We start from the raw sequence: 17,053 nt of genomic DNA, 5'->3' as shown, positions 1-17,053 counted from the left end.
CCAATTAACGGTCTAAACAGGTTGTTTTGTTATGTTTTATATCTAGTTGACCCTAACTTAAGCTTCTTTATTCTTCTTTTTAGATTTATACAGTCCATACTCAAGACTGTCCACCATAGCCTGCCAGCTTGCTTCGATGATATTCTCCGATACCCCGACAGTGCCCCAGGATTCATGTTTATCATGGGTTTCAATAAGTACACGAACCAATGCCCCTGTTCCGGCATTACCATCAAGTACCCGAACTTTGTAATCCGCTAACTGCATCTGGTGAATTTCCGGATAAAACCCTTCCAAGGCCTTTCTCAGCGCATTATCCATTGCATTTACAGGGCCATTGCCTTCTGCCGCGGTATGAACAATCTCCTGACCTACCTTCATTTTAATGATAGCTTCAGAATAAACATCGCTTTCTTCACGTTTTTCCATAATAATACGGAGGGTATCCAGTTTAAAAGGCACATGGTATCCGTTAAAGGCTTTTCTCAGCAAAAGCTCAAAAGATGCCTCTGCGCCCTCAAACTGGAACCCCTTGTGTTCCAGTTCCTTGATTTCATCAAGGACAGCCTTTGTCTCCGGGTTGGTACGTCTGAGGTCAATATCAAGGTTCAATTCTTCAGCCTTATAAACAATATTGCTCATTCCCGAGAGTTCAGACACCAGCACGCGCCTTGAATTTCCAACTGTTTCCGGCTTGATATGTTCATAAGTCTCGGGATGCTTTAACATTGCATTAACATGAATCCCGCCCTTATGTGCAAAAGCGCTGTTGCCCACATAGGGCTGATGAGAGTTGGGGATGACATTTGCCAGCTCACTGACATATCGGGACAGTTCGGTCAAACCTTCCAGCTTATCTTTAGGAATACATTGATAACCCATTTTCAATGCCAGGTTGGGGATTACTGAACACAGATTGGCATTACCGCAGCGTTCCCCTAAACCGTTTATGGTCCCCTGAACCTGAACCGCACCAGCCCTTACGGCCATCAGGGAATTGGCCACTGCAAGCTCGCCGTCATTATGTGTATGAATGCCGACAGGTATTTTCACAGCAGATATCACCTTACCAACTACATCCATAACATCTGCAGGAAGGCTGCCACCGTTGGTATCACAAAGACAGATTAAATCAGCCCCGGCATCCTGGGCAGCAAGTATTGTCTCTATCGCATAATCCGGGTTGTTTTTATACCCGTCAAAAAAGTGCTCACCGTCATATATCACTTCAAGACCCTTTTCCTTAAGGTAAGAAATAGTATCGGAAATCATCCGGAGATTTTCTTTGAGAGTTGTTTTCAGGGCATGGGTAACATGAAAGTCCCAGCTCTTCCCAAAAATAGCCGCAGCCTTTACCCCGGACTTTAGGAGCGCCTCAATACTGCTATCCTCGGATGGCTTGCCTCCCGGTTTGCGGGTACTGCCAAAAGCCACAATGGTGGCTTGTTCCAGTTTGACTTCCCTGATCCGTTGAAAAAACTCCATATCCTTAGGATTAGAGCCGGGCCAGCCTCCTTCTATATATTGAATTCCCATTCTGTCAAGCTTAAGGGCAACTTTTAGTTTGTCCTCAGCAGAAAAGGAAATCCCCTCACCCTGGGTACCATCCCTTAATGTGGTATCATAAATAGATACTTTCTTCATAAAAATCTCTACTCCTTAATAATCTGCTCCACAACGCGGTCTCCCATCTCTTCGGTGTTGACAGGCTTGCCGCCGTTTTCCATAATATCAGGTGTCCTGTACCCGCTGTTAAGAACCTGAACAACTGCATCCTCAATAGCCTTGGCCTCATTATCCAGGTTAAAGGAATACCTAAGTAACATAGCTGCAGACAAAATTGTTGCCAAAGGATTGGCCTTCTTCTGCCCTGCTATATCAGGTGCCGACCCATGACTAGGTTCATAAAGGCCAATTTTACCGCCTAAGCTGGCAGAAGGCAGCATCCCTATAGACCCTGTCAGCATTGAAGCCTGATCGGTCAAGATGTCCCCAAACATATTTTCAGTAACAATTACATCAAACTGTTTGGGCCAGCGCACCAGCTGCATGGCACAATTATCAACATACATGTGTACCAGCTCAACATCAGGATATTCTTTTGACAGTTCGATTATGGTTTCCCGCCAGAGACGCGAACTCTCAAGAACATTGGCCTTATCCACCGAATGAAGAACCTTTTTGCGCTTACCGGCAATTTCAAAACCAAGCCGAGCGATGCGGGTAATTTCCTCTGTACTGTAAACCAAGGAATCAACAGCTATCTGACCGGAAGCAGTCTTTTCACGTTTCTTCTCACCGAAATACAGTCCCCCGGTCAGTTCCCTGATAACCATAATATCTATTCCCTCAATAACTTCCTTCTTCAGAGTGGAAGCATCAATCAAGGCCTCATAAAGAGTCGCCGGGCGCATATTGGCATAGAGCCCCAAGGCTTTTCTCAGGGGCAGCAGGGCCCCGGCCTCAGGCCTCAAGTGTACCGGCAGGGTATCCCACTTAGGGCCCCCGATAGCACCCAGTAAAACCGCATCACTTCTATAACAAAGGTCCAGTGTATCTTTAGGCAGCGGCTCTCCTGCCGCATCTATAGCCGATCCTCCAATCAGGCCTTCGGTAAACTCAAAATTGTGCCCGTATTTTTCGCCGATTGCCTTTAACACTTTTACTGCTTCAGGCACTATTTCAACACCAATTCCATCTCCGGGTAAAACAGCTATCTTATACATTAACGATTCAGCCTCCCCCGCACATAATTAATTAAACCCCCGGCATCAATCAATTCCTGCATGAACGGTGGAATAGCTGTAGACTTAAAACTTGTGCCCTTTGTAACATTATATATAATACCATTATCTACATCTACCTTCACTTCGTCTCCTTCGTCAATACCGTCCACAGCTTCAGCTGATTCCAGGATAGGGAGCCCGATATTGAAGGCATTCCTATAAAAAATCCGGGCAAATGATTTGGCAATAACGCAGGATATCCCTGAAGCCTTAATACATATAGGAGCATGTTCCCTGGAACTGCCGCAGCCGAAGTTTTTTTCGGCAACAATTATGTCTCCGGCTTTTACTTTGTTAGGAAATTCCGGGTCGGCATCCTCCATACAATGCCTGGCCAATTCGGCAGGGTCTGAAGTATTCAGGTATCTTGCCGGAATTATAGCATCTGTATCTACATCTGCTCCAAATTTCCACGTACGTCCCTGAAATTCCATTTATTCCACCTCCCCGGGTCCGACAATACGGCCCATTATCGCCGATGCCGCTGCAACTGCGGGATTAGACAAATAAACTTCACTCTCGGGGTGACCCATCCTGCCAACAAAGTTACGGTTAGTTGTCGCTATGGCCCTTTCCCCCTTGGCTAAAATACCCATATGTCCTCCCAGACAGGGTCCGCAAGTTGGGGTGCTGACTGCGGCACCCGCATCAACAAATATTTCAAAAAGCCCTTCTTTCATAGCCTGTTTATAAATCTCCTGGGTCCCTGGTATAATTATCAGCCTTACATCAGAATGGACCTTATGCCCTTGCAGCACTTTTGCCGCAATACGAAGGTCTTCCATGCGTCCATTGGTACATGAGCCTATAATAACCTGATCTATTTCCACCTTACCGGCCTCACTTACCGGCCTGGAGTTTTCCGGCAAGTGCGGGAAAGCCACCTGGGGCTCAATTTGGGAAACATCATATTCTATAACAGTATCATAACAGGCATCATCGTCACTGTCATATATCTTATAAGGCCTTTTGGCCCTGGATTCTACATAATCAATAGTGGTCTGGTCAGGGGCAATGATACCGTTTTTGCCTCCTGCTTCAATAGCCATATTGGCCATGGTAAGCCTGCCGTCCATGGATAAGTTCCGAATAGCCGGTCCGGTAAATTCCATCGCTTTATATAAAGCGCCATCCACACCTATATCACCAATAGTATGCAGGATAAGGTCTTTGCCGCTGACCCATTCATTTAATTCATCACCATTGTAGACAAACTTGATTGATTCCGGCACCTTAAACCAAACTTCACCTGAAGCCATGCCTGCAGCCATATCGGTACTGCCCACCCCGGTAGAAAATGCTCCCAATGCACCATACGTACAGGTATGGGAGTCAGCTCCGATGATAACATCACCCGGAAGGACAATTCCCTGCTCAGGCAGCAGACAGTGCTCTATCCCCATCCTGCCTACTTCAAAGTAATTAGTCAGGTCCTGCTCTTTAGCAAAATTACGCAGCATCTTGGCCTGTTCGGCGGATTTGATGTCTTTGTTGGGGGTAAAATGATCCGGAACCAGCACAACTTTTTCTTTATCAAACACTTCCGGTACTCCAATTTTTTCAAATTCCTTTATGGCAACAGGGGCAGTGATATCATTGCCCAGAACAACATCAACCTTACTGCTGATTAGTTCACCCGGAGCAACAGTCTTTTTGCCCGCATGTGCTGCCAGAATTTTTTCAGTGATGGTCATTCCCATCCTCAGTCACCTCTCTCATGCTAAAATAACATCCGGTTAGCCCTTACACTCCATCCCGGGCGCTTTGGTCATGGTTACCGTTTTCATATTCAATACTAACTACCTTATTGACAGCATTCAAATACGCCTTAGTGCTGGCTTCCAGAATATCGGTGCTTATACCTCTGCCCAGGAAGGTCTTTTTGTTACCGCCATTTGGCAGAATTTTAACGGTAACTTCACCAAGAGCATCCTTGCCTCCTGTAACGGCATGGAGGTTATATAACAGCAGAATGCTGCTAATTCCCGTAATCTTATCTATAGCTTTGTATATAGCATCAACAGGACCATCCCCGCAGGAGGCTTCCTCAAACATTTCCCCATTTTTGCACAGCCTGATGGTGGCTGTAGGAATCACCTTGGTCCCGCTGGATATATGAAGATATTCAAGGGTATATGTCTCCGGAACTGTCAGGACCTCATTTTCCACTATGGCAGCAAGGTCTTCGTCCTTAATTTCCCTTTTCTTGTCAGCCAGTTCCTTGAATTTCACAAAAGCCTTTTCAATTTCCTCAGTTGAAAGGTGGTAACCCATTTCCAGCAGCCTGTCCTTGATGGCATGCCTTCCCGAGTGTTTCCCTAAAACAATATTGTTAATATTCAGGCCTATCATTTCCGGATTCATAATCTCATAGGTACTGCGTTCCTTCAGAACACCATCCTGATGTATCCCGGATTCATGAGCAAAGGCATTTTTCCCCACAATGGCTTTATTGGGTTGTATCCTCATCCCTGTAAGGCTCGATACCAAACGGCTGGTACGGTAAATCTCTTCTTTTTTGATTCCGGTATCTTTTTGAAAAAAGGGACGCCTCGTATAGAGGGCCATAACCACTTCTTCAAGGGAAGCATTGCCTGCCCTTTCACCAATCCCGTTAACAGCGCATTCCACCTGCTGGGCGCCATTGGCAACAGCAGCAAGTGAATTAGCCACCGCCAACCCTAAATCATTATGACAGTGAACACTGATAACGGCCTTATTAACATTGGTCACCCTGGCCCTGATATCTCTAATAAATTCACCAAATTCAACAGGTGTGGCATAACCAACCGTATCCGGTATATTAATAGTTGTTGCTCCGGCCGCTATAGCCGCTTCAATTACCCTGCAAAGGAAATCAAGGTCACTGCGGAAAGCGTCTTCAGCCGAGAACTCTACATCATTAGTATAATTTTTGGCATATTTTACAGCTGCCACAGCAGCATCCAGCACCTCATCACGGCTCATTTTAAGCTTGTGGGTAAGGTGTATGTCTGAAGTGGCAATAAATGTATGAATCCTTGCCTGATCAGCATATTTCACGGCTTCCCAGGCCCTGTCAATATCCTTAACCGAAGCCCTCGCGAGACCTGCAATCGTGACACCCTTAATTTTCTTGGCAACACTCCTGACAGCTTCAAAATCGCCCTGTGAAGCTATCGGGAATCCGGCCTCAATAATATCCACCCCGAGCCTCTGGAGCTGATTGGCAATATCCAGCTTATCCTGGACATTCAGGTTTACTCCGGGTGACTGTTCCCCATCCCTTAAGGTGGTATCAAAAATATAAACCTTCTGGTTCATACTAATTCCCCTCTCTACCCTTCAATGGGCTGGCTCAGGGGCTGCCCGGCCAATACCATTGGATAAACATTCTCTTCCTTTTCTATAATACAGTCAACTATTACAGGTCCGTCATACTGCAAGGCCTGCTCAAGAACGCTATGCAACTGACCGGCATCAGAAATTCTCAAACCAGGGGCATCATACACCCCAGCGAATTTCACAAAATCAGGGTTTTTTTGAAAATCTGTTGCTATATAACGCCTGTTACAGTAAAACTCCTGAAGCTGGCGTACCATGCCAAGGGAGAAGTTGTTTAAAATAATAACCTTTATTGGCAAACCCTGTTCGACGGCTGTGCCAAATTCCTGCATACACATTTGAAAACTTCCGTCTCCTGTAACCAGGACCACCTCTCTGTCAGGCAGCCCTATTTTAGCACCCACAGCCGCCGGCAGGCCATACCCCATGGTCCCAAGACCGCCGGAACTAACAAATGTACGCGGCAGTTTTGTTCTATAGTACTGGGCAGCCCACATCTGGTGCTGTCCGACATCAGTAACCATTACAGCTTCACCATTAGTCAATTCCCTAATGGCTTCAATGATAGCCTGGGGTTTTAAGCCAGTTTCGGTTTTATACTGAAGAGGATATGCTTTTTTCCATTCTCTGACCTGTTCCAGCCATTCATCACAATTTTTCTCCTCCAGCCTTTCCAGCATAGCATCCATTACAATCCTGACATCACCCACTATAGGAATATCTACCCTGACGTTTTTACCTATTTCGGCAGGATCTATATCCACATGGATTATTTTAGCATTAGGGGCAAATGATGAAAAGTCCACGGCAACCCGGTCATCAAACCTAACTCCCAGGGCTATCAGAACATCACATTCGGTTACTGCCAAGTTAGCATACTTGGCCCCATGCAGCCCCAGCATACCGAGGGAAAGGTCATGACTTCCCGGAATAGCACCCAAACCCATCAGGGTACTGGTTACAGGCGCTGATATCATTTCTGCAAGTCTGGTCAGAATATCTGCAGCATTTGATGCATGTATTCCTCCCCCACAATATATCAGGGGGCGCCAGGCCTGCATAATTAGGTCACAAGCCATATTAATCTGAGATTTATTGCCCCTGTATGTCGGCTTGTATCCCATCATCTTCAGGTCATCAATATCCTCATAAATAATTTCTTCCTGTAATACATTTTTAGGAATATCAATCAGCACCGGTCCAGGCCTGCCGGTGGCAGCAATATGAAATGCCTGTTTAACTATCAGCGGCAGTTTACCGGCATCCTTGACCAAATAGTTATGCTTTGTAATAGGAATAGTAATCCCTGTAATGTCAACTTCCTGAAAGGCATCGGTCCCTACCATCGTAGTGGAGACCTGCCCTGTAATAACTACCATGGGAATGGAATCCATATATGCATTGGCTATCCCTGTAACCAGGTTGGTAGCACCGGGGCCGGAAGTGGCCATACACACCCCGACCTTGCCCGTGACCCTCGCATAGCCGTCAGCGGCATGAACGGCTCCCTGTTCGTGCCGTACCAGCACGTGTCTGATATCAGATGATTCACACATGGCATCATAAACAGGCAATATGTTGCCTCCGGGATACCCGAATACAACATCAACACCTTGTTCCTTTAGGCACTTAATTAAGGCTTCGGCAGCCGTCATTTTCATCCCATTCCCTCCTTTTTCAATAAGTTATATATCATGATTCGTATTAATACTTCTGTATCTCAAATCTCACCGCTTATTGGTCTGATCCCACTGTTGGCTCAGGAAATGGCTATAAGATATAGTTTGGCATTGTACAAGATTTCCCTTGTAATACTGCCATGAGAAATATTACCGCAGTTCCGCTTAGCGAAGTACGGGACGCGGGCCACGGACGGCCCGCGCCGCCACTGAGGCAGGAGCCGAATTGGCGGTGTTCCCAGACTTCACCAGGAACAAGGTTAGATTTCTTTGGCAGTATTACGGGAAATCGGTACAATGTCAAACCATTTCCCCAATTGTTATTTCCCAAAGCCAACAATGCGTCATTTGAGCAATAAGGCCTCTTCTTCGAAGAGGCCGAGATTTAAACTACTGTTTTGACCGGCTTACTTCTTCAACCAGGGCATCATGCCACGAAGCTTTTTGCCGACAACCTCAACCTGATGTTCTGCATCCTGTTTTCTCAGAGCATTAAATACGGGACGATTAACACTATTTTCCAATAGCCACTCACGGGCAAACTGGCCGGACTGAATCTCATAAAGAACCTGGCGCATTTCTTCCCTAGTCTCTTCAGTAATAATCCGGGGACCCGTTACATAGTCGCCATATTCTGCGGTATCACTAATAGAGTACCTCATATAGCTTAAACCGCCTTCATAAATCAGGTCAACAATAAGCTTCAGCTCATGCAGGCATTCAAAATATGCCATCTCAGGGGCATACCCGGCTTCAACCAAGGTATCAAAACCTGCTTTGATAAGTTCAGTTACCCCGCCACAGAGGACTGCCTGCTCACCAAACAGATCGGTCTCAGTTTCTTCCTTAAAGGTTGTTTCAAAAACTCCGGCACGAGTGCAGCCAATACCCTTAGCATAAGCCAGCGCCACATCCATAGCCTTGCCGGTAGCATCCTGATGAATTGCTACCAATCCGGGGACTCCGGCACCTTCCTGATACATCCTGCGCACCATGTGTCCGGGGCTCTTGGGAGCTATCATAAAAACATCAACATCAGCAGGCGGTACGATCTGCCCGAAATGAATATTAAACCCATGAGAGAACACCAAGGCCTTACCGGAAGTCATATGTTGAGCAACAGACTCTTTGTAAACTATAGCCTGAATCTGATCAGGAACGAGAAGTTGGATGATGTCAGCTTTTGCTGCAGCTTCAGCAACATTCATAACTTCAAAACCATAGGCAACTGCGGCATCCCACTCGGGAAGGTCACGGCGCAGGCCAATAATAACATTAAGACCGCTATCTTTAAGGTTCTGGGCCTGGGCATGTCCCTGACTCCCATATCCAATAACAGCTATTGTCTTGTCTTTTAACAGATTGATATCAGCATCACTATCATAATACATTTTTACCATTTTAATCATCCTCTCTATTTTCGTTTATTGATGTAAATTTCTGTCCCCTCAACATGGCAACTTTTCCGGTACGCACAAGTTCTTTGATACCAAACGGCATCAGGGACTCAATTACCGCATTTATTTTACCCTCATCACCGGTACACTCTATCATCAGGGTTTTCCGTCCGATATCAACAATCCGTGCCCTGAAGATATCAACAATCTGCATTATTTCCGCACGTACGGAAGGGTCTGCCCCAACTTTTATCAGGACAAGTTCCCGGTCCACATACTGTTCAGACGTAATATCATTGATTTTAATAACGTCAACCAGTTTATGCAACTGCTTAGTAACCTGCTCCAAAACATGGTCATCACCGGAGACCACAATAGTCATCCTGGAAATCCTCGAACTATCAGTACGACCTACGGTCAGGCTATCGATATTGTAACCCCGCCTGCTGAAAAGTCCTGCAACACGTGTAAGTACTCCCGGGTTATTTTCTACCAGAACAGCAAGGATATGCCTCATAACCTAATTAACCTCCTAACATCTTGTGAATAGCACCGCCGGGAGGAACCATAGGGAAAACGTTCTCTTCCCGTTCAATGACAAAATCTATTATCACCGGGCGATTGGCTGCAATAGCTTTTTTCAGGGCAGGCTTCACTTCCTTTGGCTCTGTAACCCGAATCCCTAAAGCCCCATAAGCTTCAGCCAGTTTCACAAAGTCAGGGCCCGAGATATCGGTAAAGGAGTACCTGCGGTCATAAAATATTTCCTGCCACTGCCTGACCATTCCCAGATAGTTGTTGTTCAAAATTGCAATAATCACCGGAATATTATAATGCACTGCGGTAGCCATTTCCTGGATGTTCATCTGAATACTGCCGTCACCGGCAATATCTATTACCACTGAGTCAGGGCAGGCAACTTTTGCTCCAATTGCTGCCGGTAGTCCGTAACCCATTGTCCCAAGACCGCCGGAAGAAAGAAATGTACGCGGTTTGGAATACTTATAGTACTGAGCAGCCCACATCTGGTTCTGTCCTACCTCAGTGACAATAGTAGCTTCCCCTTTTGTTATATTATATATTTCTTCAATAATGAACTGAGGCTTTAAAACACCGTTTTCTTCATAAGTAAGCGGGTATTTGTCCTTCCATTTTGCTACTCTCTCCTGCCATTCGGCGGGCTGCTTTTGGTCCAGTTTGTTGTTAAGTTCGGCCAGTACTGTCTTAACGTCCCCCACAATAGGTACATCAATTCTAATATTCTTGCCAATCTCCGCAGGATCAACATCTATATGAATTATCCCGGCCTCCGGGGCAAATTCGTCTAACTTTCCGGTAACCCTGTCATCAAACCTGGCCCCCACAGCAATCAGCAGGTCACACTCACTTACGGCAAAATTAGCCGGCTTTGTTCCATGCATACCAAGCATCCCTACTGAAAGGGGATGAGTCTCCGGAAAAGCCCCGATACCCATCAATGTAGTCGTTACCGGGCTTACGGTCAGCTCTGCCAGCTTGAAGAGCTCCTCGCTGGCATTGGATACTACAACCCCTCCGCCGGCATAAATAACCGGCTTTTTCGCCGCTCCAATAAGCTTCACCGCATTGGCAATCTGTCCTTTATTCCCCTTCATAGTAGGTTTATAGCCCTTCAAATTAACCTTGTCAGGGTATTTAAAAGTGGTTTGCTTTACACAGATGTCTTTGGGGATATCTATAAGCACCGGCCCCGGCCTGCCGGTTGTAGCAATATGAAATGCTTCCTTGATAGTCCTGGCCAGGTCGTTCACATCCTTCACCAAAAAATTATGCTTGGTAATAGGAAGTGTAATACCTGTAATGTCAGCCTCTTGAAAAGAATCTTTACCCAGCAGGTCACAGGGCACCTGGCCTGTGAAAGCTACTATCGGCACAGAGTCCATATAGGCTGTGGCTATTCCCGTAACCAAATTAGTAGCTCCCGGTCCGGATGTTGCCAGGCAGACACCCGGCTTTCCGGTGGCCCGGGCATATCCGTCAGCCGCATGTGCAGCCCCCTGTTCATGCCGTACCAGATAATGTTTTAAAGAAGAGTTATACAAGGCATCATAAATAGGCAGCACCGATCCCCCCGGGTAGCCGAAAATGGCTTCTACACCCTCTTCCTGCAAACTTCTTATAATTATTTCCGCCCCGGATAATTTCAACTTATCCACCTCCGTCAAGCTTATAATGTCGACCGGCACCTCCGGTCACTAATCGGCAGCATCAGCTATTTGGCACCCTAAACCTGTTCTAACTGTCTTGCAGAACTGCTCCGGTACTGGCAGAAGTCACTAGCTTGGCATAACGGGCCAAATAACCTTTCTTGACTTTTGGCTCTCTTGGTTTCCATTCAGCAAGCCTAGCCTTTAACTCGTCATCACTAATAAGAAGATTTAGGCTGCAGTTAGGAATATCTATTTCAATAATGTCCCCGTCCCTTACTGCCGCTATAGGGCCTCCTTCAGCGGCTTCCGGAGAAACATGGCCAATAGATGCTCCCCTGGTAGCCCCGGAAAATCTTCCGTCGGTAATTAAGGCTACATCTTTATCCAATCCAAGGCCTGCCACCATTGCGGTCGGAGTCAGCATCTCCCGCATACCGGGACCGCCTTTGGGACCTTCATACCTGATTACAATTACATCCCCTTTGTTAACTTTGCCATCAATAAGTGCCTGAACCGTTTCCTCTTCTGATTCAAAAACCCTGGCCGGCCCTTTATGATGATGCATCTCAGGCGCTACGGCAGCTTCCTTGACAACTGAACCGTCAGGAGCGATGTTGCCTCTGAGAATTGCCAAACCGCCTTTTTCGCTGTATGGATTATCCAGTGGCCTAATTACCACCGGGTCAAGTATCTGTTTCCCGGCAAAATTTTCCTCGACAGTTTTTCCGGTAACTGTCAAGCGGTCAGTATATAAAATCCCTTTTTTGCTGAGTTCAGCCAAAACTGCAGGAATCCCGCCCGCCTCATTGAGGTCCTGAATATGGTGGCTCCCTGCAGGACTCAGCTTACATAAATGTGGTGTCTTTTCATTGAGTTCCTGAAAAAGGTTAAGGTCAAGGGCAAAACCACACTCATGGGCAATTGCGGGCAAATGGAGTACTGTGTTTGTAGAACCCCCAAGGGCCATGTCTGCAGCTATGGCATTGTGGAATGACTCCTCATTCATAATATCAAGAGGCTTGATATCCTGGGCAACAAGTTCCATTATCTTCATGCCTGTCTGTTTAGCCAGCCTTATCCTGGCTGCCGTTACTGCCGGGATAGTGCCGCTTCCAGGCAGAGACATCCCGAGTACCTCTGTCAGGCAGTTCATAGTATTTGCGGTAAACATCCCCGCACATGAACCACAGCCCGGACATACGGACTCTTCCATCTCTGCCAGCTCAGCTTCAGTTATCTTGCCGCCGCGGGCAGCGCCAACACCTTCAAAAATATTGCTCAATGAAGCAACTTTTCCCTGGTACTTGCCTGTGAGCATTGGTCCGCCGCTGACCACTATTGCAGGAATGTTGAGTCGGGCCGCAGCCATCAGCATCCCTGGAATAATCTTATCACAGTTCGGTATTAATACAAGGCCGTCAAAAGCATGAGCCTGTGTCATAATCTCCACAGAATCAGCAATAATTTCACGGCTTGCCAATGAATACTTCATTCCCTCATGGTTCATGGCGATACCGTCACAAACCCCGATTGCCGGAAACTCAATTGGCGTACCTCCCGCCATTCTTACCCCGGCCTTAACCGCCTCAGCAATAGTATCCAAATGAATGTGTCCGGGCACCACTTCATTTCGGGAGTTTACAACCCCTATTAGCGGCCTGGCTAACTCCTCATCAGTATATCCCATCGCTTTGAAGAGGGAACGATGGGGGGCTTTTTCCAAACCTTTTTTAACTGCATCGCTTCTCACTAGAAACCCCTCCCTTTAAAAAGGCTTAGCTTCGCTAAGCACTATTCATACTTTGCTATCTGCCAAATAAAAAACTCTCGCCCGATAGACAGCCCTATCAGGGACGAGAGGTTAACAACCTTCCGCGGTACCACCCTGCTTGCCATTTATTAATATAATAAAACGGCCTCTTAATTGATGTTTTCGCATGCATGATAACGGTCTGCGCCGGGCGAGCTTACTGAACATTAGGGAAATGCCGTTCAACTGCCGGTTCAGGGGTGAGTAGCTTACACACAATCAGGCGCCGGTTTTCAGCTTCCCCGGCTCTCTGGAGGCCTTCACAATGTATAAATTCCCCTTCATTACCTTTTTGAATTGAAAATATATTGAATCTAGTATACATATTCGCTTTGCTTGTGTCAAGGTGTTTTTTTAAGAAACTTTACCTCTTTCCCAGGTCGAACCTTTCATATAGAATCTGCATTCCTCTGGAAACATCTTGTTCTTTAATCAAAAATGAAATAGTAATATCCGAATCTGATGTCTGTAAAACTGTAACCCCTGCTCTGTCAAGGGATTCCATGGCTTTTGCCATTACTCCGGGAACCCCGACCATGCCAGCACCGATTACCGATATTTTGGCACAACCGGTATCAACCAGGAAATTATATCCTGCTTCCTGAAGAACCTGGCTGGCCCCTTTAGTATTATCACCATTTATAACAAAGAAAATAGAATTAGGCGCCACTCCTATCATATCAATACTGATTCCGGCTTCAGCCATTGTCTTGAGCACTTTGACCTTGGCCATCTGAACGGCTTTCCCGTCAAGAGGACCCACCTTTACCTGGCTGATGTTGGTCTGGTGAGCAAGTCCGGTAATAACCCGTTCATCAATGTTTTCTGCTATCAGTGTGCCTTCAGCATCGGAAAAAGTGTTTTTTATCTTAATAGGCACCTTACCGCTCATAGCAGCCTCAACAGCCCTGGGATGAATTACCTTGGCTCCATGATGTGCCATTTCACAAATTTCCCTGTAAGAGACATCTTTCATAATGGCAGCATCAGGAATAACCCTCGGGTCTGTTGTCATAACCCCGTCAACATCAGTATATATCTCTACATATTCGGCCTCCAGGGCTGCCCCCAGAGCTGTTGCCGTAGTATCACTGCCTCCCCGGCCCAGGGTAGTTGTACTTCCATCACTACAGATGCCCTGAAACCCGGCTACAACAACAATGTATCCTTCAGCCAGGCAACCTCTGATAAAGCCTGGATCTATATCAATAATCTGTGCATTCCCGTATGTCCCGTCAGTACATATGCCTGCCTGCCCGCCTGTTAAAGCAATGGCCTGGTGGCCCATGTTTTTCAACAGTGTGGCCATTATTACCGAAGAAATAACCTCACCACATGAAATCAATAAGTCAAGCTCCCTTGGTTCAACATTACTATGTATAGATTTGACCAAATCAATCAGGGTATCTGTGGCATAAGGCTCACCCTTTCTGCCCATTGCCGAAACAACTACCACAGGTGAATAACCCTGACTTTTGGATTCAATAATCCGTTTTAATGCTTTTTCTCTTGATTCAGCAGTTGCGACAGATGTCCCACCGAATTTTTGGACGACGATCTTCACTGGTTCCACCACTCCCCAAATTACTCTATCTTTTTAGTATAAACCTATCACCAAGGTATTTCAATAAGAAATACTTGCACTTGTATAAACAATGCCATAAATGCCTATCCTCTAAATGAGGTGGTTAATTATGTCCAAAATAAAAAACCTGTATGTTAAAAACCGGCTTGCATTTTATATGCTGATAATTTCCGCAACCTTTTTGATATTCACTCTGGTTCATGATAAGCCAAAAATAAGTATTCAGACAGTTAATGAAAACCAGTTGACACAAATGGAAAAAACCCTTAAAGAAAATCAAGAGCTCAAAAACAGGCTGGCAAAACTGGAACCTTCCACACCGGTGAAAATGGTAGCCTCAGACAGTATTATTCCTGCAGAGAAAACCCACTCTCCGCTCATGATAATGGAGGAGGGAATACAGGTCCCGTTTGAGGAAATATACCAAGACACGGCATGGGTACGCCCAGACTACCAGCCATACTGGCACAGTATCAATGGTCAATGGAGCAATGTCCCGGACAGGATTCACAACTCCTATCACCGGCTGTTTGCCACTCAGGGGAGCCCTGTATTGTGGAATGAAACTCTCCACAACTGCGGCATAGCTGAACTTGCCGGTGATATTGAACTACCGGTTTATAGTAACAAGGCAACTGATACGGTTGCTATAATTTCTGTCAACCATATGATTACAAATATAATTGTATATAATAACCAGGTAATACTTGTCGGCACACCAGAACGCTCAGGCATCCAAGTCCTGGCTGTAGACCTCAGGGACCTGGTGCTAAGTGTTTCCGGTGAAGTCATGGCTTTAAATAAAAATAAGAAATTTGTATTTCAACTAGTAACCCCTGATGGTTATGAAATTGATTACAATAATGTAACTATAAGCTTTTAAAACCGGAAATTTTTCTTAATGTCCTCAAGCCACTCCCAGCCCCGTTTAATGGAATCAGCAACAACTGCAGGGGCCGGGCCTCCCGGAACATTACGGGCAGCAACACATTTCTCAATATTAATGGCATCATAAATATCTGCTTCTATTATAGGAGAGGCTTCCCTGTATTCCTCTAAAGCAAGGTCTTCCAGGGATTTTCCCTTGTTAATGCAATCAAGGACCAGTTTGCCAACTATCTCATGTGCATTCCGGAACGGGACCCCTTTTTTCGCCAGGTAATCAGCAACCTCGGTGGCATTTGTAAAACCTCCCCTGGCAGCCTGTGCCATTGCCTGCTCGTTTAGGCGCATTGTCTCTACCATGGGGGTGAAAACCAGCAGGCTTCCCTTGATGGTATCAATAGCATCAAAAAGGGCTTCCTTGTCCTCCTGCATGTCTTTATTATAGGCCAGGGGTAGTGATTTCATCACTGTCAGCAGTGCCATCAGGTCACCATATACACGCCCGGTTTTACCCCGAATGAGTTCAGCCACATCAGGGTTCTTTTTCTGTGGCATGATACTGCTCCCGGTAGAATAAGCATCATCCAGCTCAATAAACTTAAATTCAGCCGATGACCACAGAATAATTTCCTCACAAAAACGGCTTAAGTGCATCATAATAATTGAAGCTGCTGCACAAAACTCAATAGCGAAATCACGGTCACTGACACCATCAAGGCTATTCTCCGTAATCCGCGCAAATCCCAGTTCAGCAGCCACAGCATCCCTATCAAGATCAAAAGTAGTCCCTGCAAGGGCTCCGGAACCTAGTGGCATCACATTAGCCCTCTCCAAGCAGTCTTTCAGCCTTGCCATATCCCTGACAAACATTTGAAAATATGCCATTAGATGATGCCCAAAGGTAACAGGCTGTGCCCTCTGTAAGTGTGTATAGCCGGGCATAACAGTCCCGGCATGCCGTTCCGCCAGCTTCAGCAAGGTTTCCTCAAGCCCTGCCAGCAAACCTGCCGTAACATAAATCTCCTCTTTCAGATACATCCTGATATCAAGGGCTACTTGGTCATTCCGGCTCCTGGCGGTATGAAGCTTACGGCCTACATCACCGATACGTTCTGTAAGCAGTTTTTCGATATTCATATGAATATCTTCCGCACCCACATCAAACTCCACACTGCCGGCTTCTATATCAGCAAGAACCGCCGTCAGGCCGGAAATAATTGTATCCGCCTCTTCAGGGAAAATAATTCCCTGCCTGCCAAGCATCCTGGCGTGGGCAATACTGCCCCTGATATCATGCCTGTATAATCTTTGGTCAAAAGATATTGATGAATGAAAATCCTCAACTACCTTGTCGGTTCCCTTTGTAAATCGTCCACCCCAGAGCTTCTTCATTTCGTT

General features: G+C 46.1%; 13 protein-coding genes. 1 reads left to right on the top strand and 12 read right to left on the bottom strand.

Annotated features, from left to right (window positions below; genetic code table 11):
- Positions 1 to 57 precede the first annotated feature (57 nt).
- From cimA to dapG, 11 genes are all read right to left on the bottom strand, one after another.
- Positions 58 to 1,644 carry a citramalate synthase gene (gene cimA, locus ABFY19_RS01450; RefSeq protein ID WP_418791495.1) on the bottom strand — a complete coding sequence of 529 codons (1,587 nt, stop codon included), beginning with the start codon at positions 1,642 to 1,644 and terminating at the stop codon, positions 58 to 60.
- A gap of 8 nt (positions 1,645 to 1,652) precedes the next feature.
- The gene (leuB, locus tag ABFY19_RS01445) at positions 1,653 to 2,726 is read right to left on the bottom strand and encodes a 3-isopropylmalate dehydrogenase (protein ID WP_418791494.1); all 1,074 of its coding nucleotides are present in this window, start codon (positions 2,724 to 2,726) and stop codon (positions 1,653 to 1,655) included.
- A complete protein-coding gene (gene leuD, locus ABFY19_RS01440) occupies positions 2,726 to 3,220 on the bottom strand; it encodes a 3-isopropylmalate dehydratase small subunit (RefSeq protein WP_418791493.1) in 495 nt (164 codons plus the stop codon). The genes leuB and leuD overlap by 1 nt, the downstream gene beginning before the upstream one ends.
- On the bottom strand, positions 3,221 to 4,486 hold the full coding sequence (leuC, locus tag ABFY19_RS01435) for a 3-isopropylmalate dehydratase large subunit (RefSeq protein WP_418791492.1): 1,266 nt from the start codon (positions 4,484 to 4,486) through the stop codon (positions 3,221 to 3,223).
- A 43-nt stretch (positions 4,487 to 4,529) separates the two neighbouring features.
- A complete protein-coding gene (locus ABFY19_RS01430) occupies positions 4,530 to 6,089 on the bottom strand; it encodes a 2-isopropylmalate synthase (RefSeq protein WP_418791491.1) in 1,560 nt (519 codons plus the stop codon).
- 14 nt (positions 6,090 to 6,103) lie between these two features.
- On the bottom strand, positions 6,104 to 7,771 hold the full coding sequence (ilvB, locus tag ABFY19_RS01425; RefSeq protein ID WP_418791490.1) for a biosynthetic-type acetolactate synthase large subunit: 1,668 nt from the start codon (positions 7,769 to 7,771) through the stop codon (positions 6,104 to 6,106).
- A 425-nt stretch (positions 7,772 to 8,196) separates the two neighbouring features.
- Complete coding sequence (gene ilvC / locus ABFY19_RS01420; protein WP_418792510.1) at positions 8,197 to 9,189, bottom strand: ketol-acid reductoisomerase; 993 nt, start codon at positions 9,187 to 9,189, stop codon at positions 8,197 to 8,199.
- Between the two features lies 1 nt (position 9,190).
- The gene (ilvN, locus tag ABFY19_RS01415) at positions 9,191 to 9,703 is read right to left on the bottom strand and encodes an acetolactate synthase small subunit (protein WP_418791489.1); all 513 of its coding nucleotides are present in this window, start codon (positions 9,701 to 9,703) and stop codon (positions 9,191 to 9,193) included.
- Positions 9,704 to 9,710: 7 nt separating this feature from the next.
- Positions 9,711 to 11,372, bottom strand: a complete 1,662-nt coding sequence (ilvB, locus tag ABFY19_RS01410; RefSeq protein WP_418791488.1) for a biosynthetic-type acetolactate synthase large subunit — start codon at positions 11,370 to 11,372, stop codon at positions 9,711 to 9,713.
- An 88-nt stretch (positions 11,373 to 11,460) separates the two neighbouring features.
- Positions 11,461 to 13,125 carry a dihydroxy-acid dehydratase gene (ilvD, locus tag ABFY19_RS01405; protein ID WP_418791487.1) on the bottom strand — a complete coding sequence of 555 codons (1,665 nt, stop codon included), beginning with the start codon at positions 13,123 to 13,125 and terminating at the stop codon, positions 11,461 to 11,463.
- A gap of 424 nt (positions 13,126 to 13,549) precedes the next feature.
- A complete protein-coding gene (dapG, locus tag ABFY19_RS01400; protein WP_418791486.1) occupies positions 13,550 to 14,749 on the bottom strand; it encodes an aspartate kinase in 1,200 nt (399 codons plus the stop codon).
- Positions 14,750 to 14,879: 130 nt separating this feature from the next.
- On the opposite strand from dapG, the gene ABFY19_RS01395 reads away from it, so the two are divergent.
- The gene (locus ABFY19_RS01395) at positions 14,880 to 15,653 is read left to right on the top strand and encodes a hypothetical protein (RefSeq protein ID WP_418791485.1); all 774 of its coding nucleotides are present in this window, start codon (positions 14,880 to 14,882) and stop codon (positions 15,651 to 15,653) included.
- On the opposite strand, the gene argH is transcribed toward ABFY19_RS01395, so the two are convergent.
- Complete coding sequence (gene argH / locus ABFY19_RS01390; RefSeq protein ID WP_418791484.1) at positions 15,650 to 17,047, bottom strand: argininosuccinate lyase; 1,398 nt, start codon at positions 17,045 to 17,047, stop codon at positions 15,650 to 15,652. The genes ABFY19_RS01395 and argH overlap by 4 nt on opposite strands.
- Positions 17,048 to 17,053: the final 6 nt, after the last annotated feature.

This window comes from Phosphitispora sp. TUW77 (assembly GCF_048453025.1).
GTDB lineage: Bacteria > Bacillota > Thermincolia > Thermincolales > UBA2595 > Phosphitispora.
The sequence above is the reverse complement of the archived record's forward strand: the minus strand, read 5'-3'. Positions and strand labels throughout refer to the sequence as shown.